The sequence below is a fragment of the Streptomyces sp. NPDC093225 genome, from assembly GCF_044753805.1.
Lineage (GTDB): Bacteria > Actinomycetota > Actinomycetes > Streptomycetales > Streptomycetaceae > Streptomyces.
Genome location: NZ_JBIVNX010000072.1, coordinates 19,931 through 32,366, shown reverse-complemented (window position 1 = coordinate 32,366; position 12,436 = coordinate 19,931). Strand labels below are relative to the sequence as shown.

11 protein-coding genes are annotated in these 12,436 nt (G+C 73.4%); 1 reads left to right on the top strand and 10 read right to left on the bottom strand.

Going from position 1 to position 12,436, the window contains the following annotated elements; all coding sequences use genetic code 11:
- Positions 1-299: 299 nt before the first annotated feature.
- Positions 300-977, top strand: coding sequence for a DNA polymerase beta superfamily protein (locus ACIQCH_RS35570; RefSeq protein WP_402587981.1), 678 nt, complete (start codon positions 300-302; stop codon positions 975-977).
- Between the two features lie 90 nt (positions 978-1,067).
- Here the strand turns inward: ACIQCH_RS35570 and ACIQCH_RS35565 are convergent, their stop codons facing one another.
- From ACIQCH_RS35565 to ald, 10 genes are all read right to left on the bottom strand, one after another.
- Positions 1,068-2,516 carry an amidase gene (locus ACIQCH_RS35565; RefSeq protein ID WP_402587979.1) on the bottom strand — a complete coding sequence of 483 codons (1,449 nt, stop codon included), beginning with the start codon at positions 2,514-2,516 and terminating at the stop codon, positions 1,068-1,070.
- A gap of 274 nt (positions 2,517-2,790) precedes the next feature.
- Positions 2,791-3,561: a DNA polymerase beta superfamily protein gene (locus ACIQCH_RS35560; protein WP_402587977.1), complete on the bottom strand. Its 771-nt coding sequence runs from the start codon at positions 3,559-3,561 to the stop codon at positions 2,791-2,793.
- Positions 3,562-3,686: 125 nt separating this feature from the next.
- Positions 3,687-4,724 (bottom strand): ADP-ribosylglycohydrolase family protein, encoded by a 1,038-nt coding sequence (locus tag ACIQCH_RS35555; RefSeq protein WP_402587975.1) that lies wholly within the window; start codon positions 4,722-4,724, stop codon positions 3,687-3,689.
- A gap of 157 nt (positions 4,725-4,881) precedes the next feature.
- Complete coding sequence (locus ACIQCH_RS35550) at positions 4,882-5,748, bottom strand: NUDIX hydrolase (protein ID WP_402587974.1); 867 nt, start codon at positions 5,746-5,748, stop codon at positions 4,882-4,884.
- A 202-nt stretch (positions 5,749-5,950) separates the two neighbouring features.
- Positions 5,951-7,348: a pseudouridine synthase gene (locus ACIQCH_RS35545; RefSeq protein WP_402587972.1), complete on the bottom strand. Its 1,398-nt coding sequence runs from the start codon at positions 7,346-7,348 to the stop codon at positions 5,951-5,953.
- The gene (gene scpB, locus ACIQCH_RS35540) at positions 7,348-7,965 is read right to left on the bottom strand and encodes an SMC-Scp complex subunit ScpB (protein WP_030207513.1); all 618 of its coding nucleotides are present in this window, start codon (positions 7,963-7,965) and stop codon (positions 7,348-7,350) included. The genes ACIQCH_RS35545 and scpB overlap by 1 nt, the downstream gene beginning before the upstream one ends.
- A complete protein-coding gene (locus ACIQCH_RS35535) occupies positions 7,962-9,125 on the bottom strand; it encodes a segregation and condensation protein A (protein WP_402587970.1) in 1,164 nt (387 codons plus the stop codon). Before ACIQCH_RS35535 ends, scpB begins: the two co-directional genes overlap by 4 nt.
- A 135-nt stretch (positions 9,126-9,260) precedes the next feature.
- A complete protein-coding gene (locus ACIQCH_RS35530) occupies positions 9,261-9,755 on the bottom strand; it encodes a hypothetical protein (RefSeq protein ID WP_402587968.1) in 495 nt (164 codons plus the stop codon).
- Entirely contained in the window at positions 9,740-10,900 is a 1,161-nt protein-coding gene (locus ACIQCH_RS35525) for a ParA family protein (RefSeq protein WP_402587966.1), read from the bottom strand. The genes ACIQCH_RS35530 and ACIQCH_RS35525 overlap by 16 nt, the downstream gene beginning before the upstream one ends.
- Before the next feature lie 382 nt (positions 10,901-11,282).
- Entirely contained in the window at positions 11,283-12,398 is a 1,116-nt protein-coding gene (gene ald, locus ACIQCH_RS35520) for an alanine dehydrogenase (protein WP_402587964.1), read from the bottom strand.
- Between the last annotated feature and the right edge of the window lie 38 nt (positions 12,399-12,436).

Here is a 12,436-nt window from a genome sequence, read left to right as displayed (position 1 = left end):
GAGGCAGGCCCGGGCCAGGGGTGGCCGAAGGCCAGGGCGAAGCCCCTTGCCCCTGGGGTGGGCCTGCCGCAGGGCCTGCAGGCCGCCCCTGTCAACCGCCGAGGGGACCCACACACCACGGGACCCACCCCCGAAGCGAACAAGCCGGAGCACCCGCCCCAAACCCACCCGGCACCCACCCCCAGCCTCAGCCCACCCCTCGCCCCCACCCCACCCCACCCCGAAGCCGAACCAACCCCACGCACCCAAGCCCCCGATATCCCCGAGCACCCACCCCGCCACCCCGCTAGCCTCGCCGCATGCATCCCGAACAGCTCGTGCGCGACCACACCGTCTACGCCTGCGTGATGGGGTCCCGCGCCTTCGGGCTGGACACCGCGGGCAGCGACACCGACCGGCGCGGGGTCTTCGTCGCGCCCACACCCCTGTACTGGCGCTTCGAGAAGCCGCCCACCCACGTGGACGGCCCGCTGGAGGAGCAGTTCTCATGGGAGCTGGAACGCTTCTGCGAGCTCGCCCTGCGCGCCAACCCGAACATCCTGGAGTGCCTCCACTCCCCCTTGGTGGAGACCATCACGCCGGTCGGCGAGGAACTCCTGTCCCTGCGCGGCGCCTTCCTCTCCCGCCACGCCCACACCACGTTCACGCGCTACGCCGCCGGCCAGCGCGCCAAGCTCGACCAGGACGTGCGCAACCACGGCGCCCCCCGCTGGAAGCACGCCATGCACCTGCTGCGCCTCCTGCTGTCCTGCCGCGACCTGCTGCACTCGGGGCTGCTGAGCATCGACGCGGCCCCCTACCGCGACCGCCTCCTCGCGGTCAAGCGCGGCGAACTCAGCTGGGCCGAAGTGGAGTCCTGGATGGCCCACCTGGTCGAGGAGACCGATGCGGCCGCGCCCGGCACGCCCCTGCCCGCCGAGCCCGACCGCGCCGCGGTCGAGGACTTCCTCGTCCGCACCCGCCGCGCCTCGGCCTGAGCAACCCGCCAACCACCCACCCCACCCCAGCACCCACGCACAAAACCACCCACCCCAGCCCCAAAACCCACCCCACCCACCCCACTCCCCTCACCCCACCCCCGGCCGCCGACCGTCCCACGACCTGGCCCGCTCCAACTGCCCGGCCAGCCGCAGCAGCGTGCCCTCCTCCCCCACCCGCCCCAGGAAGTGCACGCCGATGGGCAGCCCGGACGCGGTCCAGTACAGCGGTACGGACATGGCGGGCGCGCCCGTGATGTTGGCGACCACCGCCGGGAACGCGACGAAGGGCGCACTGTGCCGGGCCGCGCGCAACGGGTCCTCCGGCGTCGACGTCATCTCGCCCAGCAGGAGCGGCGGCTGGGCCAGCGTGGGGGTGAGCCAGGCGTCGAACCGCGTCAGGAAGCGGGCCACCGTACGGGCGAAGGACTGCAGGGTCGTGACGGCGAGCAGGTAGTCGCCGCCGGTGACGCCCCGCCCGAGGTCCCAGTACGCCCGGGTGAGCGGCTCGAGCTCCCCCGCGCCCGGCTCGCGTCCCCGCACCCGGATCCAGTAGCCGATGATCCAGGACACCCCTGCCCCGTACACGGTGCCGATCGCCGTGCCCACCTCCTCCGTCAGCCCGGGCAGGTCCGCCTCCGTGAGCTCGTGGCCCTGGTCGGACAGCAGTCGGACGGCGTCGTCGAGGGCGGCGACGCAGTCGGCGTGCACGGCATGCCCGTCCGCCGGGCGGGGGCTGAAGGCGATCCGCAGCCGCCCCGGGTCGCGTTCGACCTGCTCGGCGAACGTCCCCGGAGCGGCCGGAGCGGGGTACGGGTCACCGAGCGCGGGTCCCGCGACCGCGTCGAGGAGCCCGGCGGAGTCCCGTACCGAACGGGTCAGGGCGTGCTCGACGGCCCACCCGCCGAAGGCGTCGCCGTACTCCGGGCCCAGCGGCACCCGGCCGCGGCTGGGTTTGAGGCCGAACACCCCGCAGCAGGAGGCGGGGAAACGGATCGAGCCGCCGACGTCGTTGCCGTGGGCGGCCGGCACCATCCGCGCGGCGACGGCCGCGGCCGATCCCCCGCTGGACCCCCCGGTGGTACGGGCGGGGTCCCAGGGGTTGCGGGTCGCCCCGTACAGCGCGGACTCGCAGGTGGGGCTCATGCCGAACTCGGACGTGCTGGTCTTCCCCAGCAGCACCAGGCCCGCCGCGCGCAGCCGTCGTACGAGCAGCTGGTCCCGGAGCGAGACGTGGTCGCGCAGGAAGACCGACCCCTCGCAGAAGCGGACCCCCGCCTGCTCGGCGACGAGGTCCTTCAGCAGGTAGGGGACTCCGGTGAAGGGGCCGTCCGGCAGGCCGGCGGCCACCTGTGCCAGCGCACGGTCGTAGGTGGCGGTGACCACGGCGTTCAGCCGCGGGTTGAGCGCCTCGATCCGGGCGACGGCGGCCTCGACCAGCTCCCGGGCGCTGACCTCCCCCGTCCGCACGAGGGCGGCCTGGGCGGTGGCGTCGAGCGCGCCGAGCCCCTCGACGTCGCCGGCCCCCAGCGGGGTCACGACGGGCCTCCGGGCCACCACGGCCCGAAGACGCGCACGGCCCGGGCGGGAACCGGCACGGCCGGGGCGGAATCGCGGGCCATGGAGCCATTGTCCGCCGCCCCGCCCACCCCCGCCCACCCCCGCCCACGCGGTCGACGCACGCACGCACCCACGCACCCACGCGACGTTCCCGGACGCACGCACCCAGGCACCCAGGCACCCGCACAACGTCCACCGGGGCACGCACCAACCCGTCCGCGCGCCCCACGACATCTCCGGGGAGAGGACGCTCCTAGCCTGCCGTGCGCGTACGAACGACCAGATCGTGCAGGGCGTCGTACCCGGACGGCTCCGTCGGCAGCCCGCTGCCCGCCTGCGCCTCGTCCAGCACGGCGTGCAACGCCTCCGCGTCCGCCTCGAGCGCCGCGGCGTCCAGTCCCTCGGCCGCCCCGTGCTCCGCCGCGGCCTTGGCCTCGATCAGGCCGGCCAGGTACGCGGGCGCCTCGGGCACCTCCCCGAGCAGCGTCGGCAGGTGCGCCTGCACCTCGCCGGCGCGCATCAGGTGGATCCCCGTCAGCAGCGCCCGGAACGCGTACAGCAGGGGCTTCAGCTCGCCCGTGCGGGCGAACAGCCGCCACTGCGTGCCGGCGAACCCCCGGTAGTGGTGGGCGTGGTGGCGGGTGAGCACCCCCGGCACCAGCTCCCGCAGCTCCGCGTGCGCGGGCGTGGTGTGCACCACCAGCGGGGAGAGCAGCTGCTCCAGCACGTAGCCGTTGCGCCGCAACATGAGCCGGACGAACTTGCGCAGGTCGTGCGTCACCAGGTCCATCTCGACCCCGTCGCGGTCCCACATCCGCCCACGGGTCTCCGCCGGCTCGCGCAGCCCGATCAGGGACTCCAGCGGCAGCAGGTGGACGCCCCTCAGGTCGACGTCCGAGTCCCGCGAGGGGAACCCGTACAGGTGCGCCCCGGAGACCGTGGCGAACAGCACCGGGTCGGGCTCTTCGGCGACGACGGGGGCGAGCGGGGCGAGGTCGAGGTCGAGGTTCAGGAGGTCCGGCACGCGCCGATCATGCCAGCCGCTCCGCGCCCCGAGCCCGTCGGGGCCCCGCCGCCCCGCCGCCCCGCACGGCTCCACCGGCCCCCGCACGGCTCCACCGCCCCCGCACGCCGGCGCCCCCGTACGCCTCACGCGTCCCACAGGGCGCCGAGGGCCAGGAGTTCGTCGCGGTACTCGATGCGCTCCTCCCACGGCGCCGGCCAGGCCTCGGCACCGAGGTGGGCGCCGGCGAAGGCGCCGGTGAGGCAGGCGATCGAGTCGGAGTCGCCGGCGGTCACGGCGGCCCGGCGCAGCGCGAGCAGCGGCTGCTCGGGGAAGAGCAGGAAGCAGTGCAGGGCCGTGGCCAGGGCCTCCTCGGCGATCCAGCCCTCCCCCGTGGTCAGGCACGGGTCGGTCTCCGGCGAGGGCGCGCGCAGGGCCGCCGCGAGCCGGTCGAGCACGCCCAGGCACTCGTCCCAGCCTCGCGCGATGAAGGACTCGGGCGAGGCGTCGTGCGAACGGGTCCACAGGTCGCCGAGCCACCGCTCCTGGTAGCGGGTGCGGTTGTCCAGTGCGTACGAGCGCAACTGCCCGACCAGGCCGGTCGGCTCGGTGCCCTGCGCGAGCAGGAACACCGCCCGGGCGGTGAGGTCCGAGGCCGCCAGCGCGGTCGGGTGGCCGTGCGTCACGGCCGACTGGAGCTGGGCCGCGCCGGCCCGCTGGTCCGCCGTCAGGCCGGGGGCCAGACCGACGGGGGCCACCCGCATGTTGGCGCCGCAGCCCTTGGAGTCGATCTGGCTGGCCTGCCGCCAGTCCCGGTCGCCGTCCAGCAACTGGCAGGCGACCAGGCAGGTCCGCCCGGGGGCGCGGTTGTTCTCCGGCGAGTGGTACCAGTCCACGAACTCCTCGCGCAGCGGGCGCAGCAGCCGCAGCGGCGCGAGGTACCCGCGCTCCAAGGCGGTGCGCAGGGCCCGCCCGAGGGCGAGGGTCATCTGCGTGTCGTCGGAGACGATCGCCCGCGCGGGCAGCTCCAGCTCACGCCACGGGCCGAACTTGGCGAGGATGCCGGGCACGTCGTTGAACTCGGTCGGGAACCCGAGCGCGTCGCCGAGCGCCAGCCCGATGAGCGAGCCGGTCGCCGCACCCTTGGTGCGGGGGGAGGCGGCGGTGTTGTCGGTGACGGTCATGGCGTCGTCCTTTCGGGCTCTGGCTCGGGCGGGCGCAGGCGCGGGCGCGGGCCGGGGTCGTACGGGCGGTGGATCGGACGGGCGATGGGGGCGCCCGGGGGCTTCGAGAAGCGTCGAGGGGCGTACGAGACGCCGCCGACAGACGCCGAGGCGGGAGCTATCCCCGCGCCCCCGCCGGCCGCAGCAGCGGCGGATGGAGGGAGGTGGCCGCCCCGGCCCGGTAGAGCGCGGCGGGCTTGCCCCGGCCGCCGGTCAGGCGGGCGGCGCCCGGGACCGGCTCGACGAAGCCGGGCGTGGCCAGCACCTTCCGGCGGAAGTTGGGCCGGTCCAGCGGGGTGCCCCAGACCGTCTCGTACACCGCCCGGAGCTCCCCCAGCGTGAACTCCGGCCCGCAGAAGGCCGTGGCCAGGCAGGTGTACTCCAGCTTGGCCCCGACCCGGTCGCGGGCGTCGGCCAGGATCCGCCCGTGATCGAAGGCGAGGCCGCCCGACCCGCCGCTCGAACCGACCGAACCCACCAGACCAACCGAGCCAACCGAGCCAACCGAACCCACCGCACCGGCGGGCCCGACCGGCTCCGCCGGCAGGTCCGCGGAGCCCCCGGGACCCACCGGCACCCAGCAGGCCCCCTCCGCGTCCCCGCCGCCCCCCGCGGCCGGCTCCGGCAGGTCCGGCACCAGGGCGGTGAACGCGACCGACACCACCCGCATGCGCGGGTCCCGCCCCGGCTCGCTGTACGTGCGCAGCTGCTCCAGGTGCAGGGCGGCGACCAGCGCCTCCGGCAGCCCCGTCTCCTCCGCCAGTTCCCGCCGGGCCGCCGTCTCGGCGGACTCGGCCGGCAGCACGAAGCCGCCCGGCAGCGCCCAGGCGCCCGCGTACGGCTCCTGGCCGCGCCGGATCAGCAACACGTGCAGGCGTCCACCGCGCACGGTGAACACGGCCAGGTCGACGGTGACGGCGAAGGGCTCGAAGGCACCCGGGTCGTAGCCGTCGACCGCGCGGCCCCCCGCATCACGACCGTCCACACGCACCGACCTCCTTTATAGTCACCTCGACTATAAAGAGCGACGCGCGCCGTCGGCAAGCCCCGGGCCCGGGTACGCCGAAGGGCCCCCGCACTGGTGCGGGGGCCCTTCGGGGACAGCGGGAGGCGTTCAGGCCCGCAGCAGACCCACGGACCTACGGATCCACAGACCTACGGACCTACGGACCTACGGACCCAGCGACCTACAGGCCGACCTCGCGCATCAGCATGCCGACCTCGGTGTTGGTCAGGCGGCGCAGCCAGCCGGACTTCTGGTCGCCCAGCTCGATCGGCCCGAAGGCCGTACGGACCAGCTTCTCGACCGGGAAGCCGGCCTCGGCCAGCATCCGGCGGACGATGTGCTTGCGGCCCTCGTGCAGGGTGACCTCGACCAGGTAGTTCTTGCCGACCTGGTCGACCACGCGGAAGTGGTCGGCCTTCGCGTACCCGTCCTCCAGCTGGATGCCGGACTGCAGCCGCTTGCCGATCTCGCGCGGCAGCGGGCCGGTGATGGCGGCCAGGTACGTCTTCGTCACGCCGTACTTGGGGTGGGTCAGGCGGTGGGCCAGCTCGCCGTGGTTGGTGAGCAGGATGATGCCCTCGGTCTCCGTGTCGAGCCGGCCGACGTGGAAGAGCCGGGTCTCACGGTTGTTGACGTAGTCGCCGAGGCACTGGCGGCCGTCCGGGTCCTCCATGGTGGAGACGACGCCGGCGGGCTTGTTCAGCGCGAAGAACAGGTACGACTGGGTCGCCACGGTCAGGCCGTCGACCTTGATCTCGTCCTTCGGCTGGACGCGCTTGCCCTGCTCCGTGACGATCTCGCCGTTGACCTCGACGCGGGCCTGCTCGATGAGCTCCTCGCACGCGCGGCGCGAACCCATGCCGGCCCGGGCGAGGACCTTCTGCAGCCGCTCGCCCTCCTGCTCGGCGCCCGGGAAGGTCTTCGGGGTCTTGATCACGGGCTTGTCGGCGTACCGCTCGCGCACGCGCTCCTCGATCCGCGCGTCCAGCTCGCGGGGGCGCGACTGGCCGCTGCGGCTGCCGGGGCCGCTGCGCGGGCCGCCCGCCCCTCCGATGCCGGGGGTCTTGGAGCCGCTGCGGGGGCCGCCCTTGGCGCCACCGCGCGCGGCCGCACCGCGGGCACCGCCGCCGCCCGCCTTGGGGCCGCTGCGACCGCTGCGCTCGCCCTCGGGGCCCACGTCGTAGCGACGCTCCTCGGGGCGGGGGTTGCGGATGCGGGGCGCCGGCGCGCGATCGCGCGAGTCCGAGCCGCCCTGGTAGCCGCCGGAGCTGCCACCACGGCCGTAGCCGCCACCGGAGCTGCCGCCGCGGGAACCGCCGCCGGAGCTGCCGCCGCGGCCGTAACCGCCACCCGAGCTGCCGCCCGAGCTGCCACCACGGCCGTAACCGCCACCCGAGCTGCCGCCGCGGGAACCGCCGCCGGAGCCTCCGCGGCCGGAGCCGCTGCCACCGCCGGAGCCGCCACCCCGGTAGCCGCCGCCACCGCCGGAGCTGCCGCCGCGGGCGTTCCCACGCCCGCCGCCACCGCCGCCGCTGTTCCTGTTGCCGCCGTTGCCGCCGTTGCCGCCGCTGCTTCGCATCAAATGTCCGTCGTCTTGTCGTCTTCGTCTGTGTCCGGAGCGTCCGGATCGAACGACGGGACACCTTCCTGCGTCTCCGCCTCGATCGCCTCCGCCTCCGGGAGGAAGGGCGCGAGCTCCGGGAGCTCGTCCAGGCCGCGCAGGCCCATCCGCTCCAAGAAGTAGTTCGTCGTCCTGTACAGGATCGCACCTGTTTCGGGTTCCGTGCCCGCCTCCTCGACCAGACCGCGCTGGAGGAGGGTGCGCATGACCCCGTCACAGTTCACGCCGCGCACGGCCGAGACGCGCGAACGGCTCACCGGCTGGCGGTACGCGACGACGGCGAGCGTCTCCAGCGCCGCCTGGGTGAGCCGGGCCTGCTGGCCGTCCAGGACGAACCCCTCCACGGCGGCGGCGTACTCCGGCCGCGTGTAGAAGCGCCAGCCGCCGGCCACCACGCGCAGCTCGAAGCCGCGCCGCTGGGCGGTGTACTCGTCGGCCAGCTCGCGCAGCGCGAGCGCCACCTCGCGCACCGGCCGGTCGAGCACCTTGGCCAGGTGCGCCTCGGTCGCGGGTTCGTCCACGACCATCAGTACGGCCTCCAGGGCCGGCTTCAGCTCCAGTTCCGCGACGCTCATCGGGAGGCCTCCTCCTGCGGCCGGTCGGCCTGGTCGAACTCGTCGGTCATCACGGGCACGCCCTCGCCCTCGCCGGTCCAGCGCACGGTGAGCTCGCCGAGGGCCTCGTCCTGGTCCAGGGCCACCGCCTTCTCGCGGTACAGCTCCAGCAGGGCCAGGAACCGGGCGACGACCGTCAGGGTGTCGGGGGCGTCGGCGGTGAGCTCGCGGAAGCCGGCCGAGCCGAGTTCGCGCAGCCGGGCCACGAGGAACGCGCCCTGTTCGCGGACGCTGACGAGCGGGGCGTGGATGTGGTCGACGTACACCTGGGGCTTTGCCTTGGGCTGCATGGCCTTGACGGCCAACCTGGCGAAGCCCTCCGCGCCGATGCTGATGACGACCTCGGGAAGCAGTTCCGCGTGCTGCTCCTCGAGGCCGACGGTGCGCGGGTAGCGCCGGCCTTCGGCCTCGGCCCGGCGTTCGAAGATGTCGGCGATCTGCTTGTACGCCCGGTACTGCAGCAGGCGCGCGAAGAGCAGGTCCCGCGCTTCGAGCAGGGCCAGGTCGGCCTCGTCCTCGACCTCGGCCGCGGGCAGCAGCCGGGCCGCCTTGAGGTCCAGGAGGGTCGCCGCGACGACGAGGAACTCGGTGGTCTGGTCGAGGTCCCAGTCGCTGCCCATGGCGCGGATGTGGGCCATGAACTCGTCGGTCACCTTGGACAGGGCGACCTCGGTGACGTCCATCTTGTGCCGGGCGATGAGCTGGAGGAGGAGGTCGAAGGGGCCCTCGAAGTTCGCCAGCCGCACGGTGAACCGGCCGTCTCCCGCGCCGCCGGCCACGGCTGCGGCGTCCGCCGCGGTGTCCGCTCCGGCGTCCGAGCCGGGCTCGACGGTGGGCTCGACGGTGGGCTCGACGATGGGCTTCTCGCCCACCCCCGCGTCCCCCGCGCCCTCTGCGCCCCCTGTGGGCCCGCTGGCGGGCCGCTGCGGCACCGCGGGGGCCCCGGCGGCCCCGGAGGCGGCCGGGCGCTCCACGGCGCCCTCAGGCGCCTCCTCCGGCGTCCCGGGCCCCTCGGGACCCTCCACCGGCGGGAGCGGGGCCGACGCCGGCGCGGCTCCCGGGCCGCGGCCGAGCGGGCGTCGGGAGCCGCGGGCGGGCGGTACGGGGTCGGTCGGGGGCATCGCGGTCCAGGGTGCAAGGAGCAGGGTGCGGGGAGCTCGGGCGTCAGCGGGCAGGCTACCGGCCCGGCCGCTCGCGCGACGCCGCCCCGCGGCCCGGTGCCCCGGGCAGTGCACCCGCGGGGGTCGTGAGGGAGGTCAGCGCCCTCTGAGGCGGCGGACCAGGATGCTCGCGTCGCCCCGCGACTCGAGGTCGGCCAGGACCACGGCCACCGCCTCGCGGACGATGCGACCGCGGTCCACGGCCAGCCCGTGCTCCCCGCGGAGCACCAGGCGGGCGTGTTCCAGGTCCATCAGCTCCTCGGCGGAGACGTAGACCGTGATCTTCTCGTCGTGCCGCTCGCGCCCGCTGGGGCGGCGGCTGCGGCTGCCCCCCTTGCGGCGGGACGAGCCCGAGGAGGCCGCCGGGGTGGCAGAACCTTCCTGCGATCGCCTCTGCGGTGTCACCGCAGCTTCGACCACCGCGGTCACCGCGGTCTCGCCCTCCCGCGCACGGCCCTCCGCCGCGTCGTCCGCGGCGGCGTCCTCGTGCACGGGGTCCGCCTGGCGCCGGGGCGAGGACGCCTGCAGCGCCATCCCCCCTGTCGTACGGAAGAGTTCGTCGGCTCCGGGCAGACTCACTCGGCGTGACACCGGGCGAGCACCTCCCTGGCGAGCTGGCGATACGCGGCGGCGCCGACGGAGTTGGAGGCGTACGTCGTGATCGGCTCGCCGGCGACCGTGGTCTCCGGGAAGCGCACGGTCCGTCCGATGACCGTGTGGTAGACGTGGTCGTCGAAGGCCTCGACGACGCGCGCGAGCACCTCGCGGCTGTGCACGGTACGGGAGTCGTACATCGTGGCGAGGATGCCGTCGAGCTCCAGATCGGGGTTGAGCCGCTCCTGGACCTTCTCGATCGTCTCCGTCAGCAGCGCGACACCGCGCAGCGCGAAGAACTCGCACTCCAGCGGCACGATGACCTTGTGAGCGGCCGTCAGGGCGTTCACGGTCAGCAGGCCGAGCGAGGGCTGACAGTCGATCACGATGTAGTCGTAGTCGTCCATCAGCGGCTTCAGCGCGCGCTGCAGCGTCGACTCGCGCGCCACCTCGCTCACCAACTGCACTTCGGCGGCAGACAAATCGATATTGCTGGGCAGCAGGTCCATGTTGGGGACCGCGGTCTTCAGGAGCACCTCGTCCGCCGACATGCCCCGCTCCATGAGCAGGTTGTAGACGGTGAGGTCCAGCTCCATCGGGTTCACGCCGAGGCCGACCGACAGGGCGCCCTGCGGGTCGAAGTCGACGAGCAGCACGCGCCGCCCGTACTCGGCGAGCGCGGCACCCAGGTTGATGGTCGACGTGGTCTTGCCGACGCCGCCCTTCTGGTTGCACATCGCGATGATCTTCGCGGGACCGTGGTCGGTCAGGGGACCCGGGATCGGGAAGTACGGCAGCGGCCGTCCGGTCGGGCCGATCCGCTCGCGGCGCTGTCTCGCAGCGTCCGGTGCGAGGGTGGCCGCGTACTCGGGGTCGGGCTCGTACTCGGCGTCGGGGTCGTAGAAGTGCCCCTCGGGCACCTCGTCGTAGTCGGCGAAACCGGTGGGCTCGCGGCCGCTCAGGTCGCCGGCCATGGAGTTCACGTGTAGGCCGTCCATGCTCTTCTGGGGCGTCGTCATGTGCTGGTGGTTTGCGAAGGTGCGGACCGCGACGGAGCCGACAGCCTCGAGCCCGGCAGGACCTTGGCCCCGCGCAGACTGCTCTGCTTGACCACCCCCAGGAGTAAATGTCGACTCATTCACAAGTCGTCTTACCTCCTCGGACGTGACCAGGAAACTTATCGATAGGTCAGCGTGGCACCATGCCGACGGTTGGCGACTCTATGGCGTGTCACCGGTCCGCAGCAACACAATCGGCCGGACGCGGCACGATGTGTCGGCATCCGAACACCACTCTGTCAAGGGCGTACGGGCTGTCACTGTGAAGTTTCGCGGGTGTGCGAAACGGTTAAAGGGTTACGTTCGAGGCGAGTTGAGCGTGAGTTGAAGATCACTCTCAGCAACCCGTGCGGGCGGGAGGTACCCCGTCCCCCGGCGGCCCCAAACGCGTCCGGCCGGACCTTGCGGGCAAGGTCCGGCCGGACGCGTGAGATTGGCGTCAAACGGTTGACGCGGGGTGCGGAACTCAGCCGATGAGGGCGTCCAGCTCGAGGTGGTCGTAGCCGTGCGCCTCGGCGACCGGGCCGTAAACGACCTGACCGTCATGGGTGTTGAGGCCCAGCGCCAGGGCGGCGTCGCGGCGCAGCGCCTCGACCCAGCCGTTGTTCGCCAGCGACACGATGTAGGGCAGCGTGGCGTTGGTGAGGGCGTAGGTGGAGGTGTTCGGCACCGCGCCCGGCATGTTGGCGACGCAGTAGAAGACCGAGTTGTGGACCTCGAAGGTCGGCTCGGCGTGGGTGGTCGGACGGGAGTCCTCGAAGCAGCCGCCCTGGTCGATGGCAATGTCGACAAGGACACTTCCGGGCTTCATCCGGGAGACGAGCTCGTTGGTGACCAGCTTCGGGGCCTTCGCACCCGGGATCAGCACGGCACCGATGACGAGGTCGGCCTCGAGGACGGCCTTCTCCAGCTCGAAGGCGTTGGAGACGATCGTCTGGATCTTCGTGCCGAAGATCTTGTCGGCCTCACGGAGCTTGTTGATGTCGCGGTCGAGCAGGGTCACGTGGAAGCCCATGCCGATGGCGATCTGCGCGGCGTTCCAGCCGGAGACGCCACCGCCGATGACGACGGCCTTGGCGGCCTGGGTGCCCGGGACACCGCCGGGCAGGATGCCGCGGCCGCCGGCCGAGCGCATCAGGTGGTAGGCGCCGACCTGCGGGGCCAGCCGGCCCGCGACCTCGGACATCGGGGCGAGCAGCGGGAGCGCGCGGTTGGCGAGCTCGACCGTCTCGTACGCGATGGCGGTGGTGCCGGACTCCAGGAGCGCGTCGGTGCACTCCTTGGAGGCGGCCAGGTGCAGGTAGGTGAAGAGGGTCTGGTCCTTGCGGAGGCGGTGGTACTCCTCCGCGATGGGCTCCTTGACCTTCAGCAGCAGGTCGGCGGTGGCCCAGACCTCGTCCGCGGAGGGGAGGATCTCGGCGCCGGCGGCGACGTACTCAGCGTCCGTGATCGAGGAGCCGAGACCGGCGTTCTGCTCGACGAAGACCTGGTGGCCGTTGCGGACGAGCTCGTGGACACCGGCGGGGGTGATGGCCACGCGGAACTCGTTGTTCTTGACCTCGCGGGGGATGCCGACCTTCATCGTCGATCACGGTCCTTGACTCAGGGGATAAAACGGGG

What these genes read in the sequence shown, in the direction of transcription:
- scpB (WP_030207513.1), bottom strand. Translation starts at nt 7,965, where the DNA reads ATGAGCGTCGCGGAACTGGAGCTGAAGCCGGCCCTGGAGGCCGTACTG.
- ACIQCH_RS35570 (WP_402587981.1), top strand. Translation starts at nt 300, where the DNA reads ATGCATCCCGAACAGCTCGTGCGCGACCACACCGTCTACGCCTGCGTG.
- ACIQCH_RS35545 (WP_402587972.1), bottom strand. Translation starts at nt 7,348, where the DNA reads ATGCGAAGCAGCGGCGGCAACGGCGGCAACGGCGGCAACAGGAACAGC.
- ACIQCH_RS35555 (WP_402587975.1), bottom strand. Translation starts at nt 4,724, where the DNA reads ATGACCGTCACCGACAACACCGCCGCCTCCCCCCGCACCAAGGGTGCG.
- ald (WP_402587964.1), bottom strand. Translation starts at nt 12,398, where the DNA reads ATGAAGGTCGGCATCCCCCGCGAGGTCAAGAACAACGAGTTCCGCGTG.
- ACIQCH_RS35535 (WP_402587970.1), bottom strand. Translation starts at nt 9,125, where the DNA reads ATGCCCCCGACCGACCCCGTACCGCCCGCCCGCGGCTCCCGACGCCCG.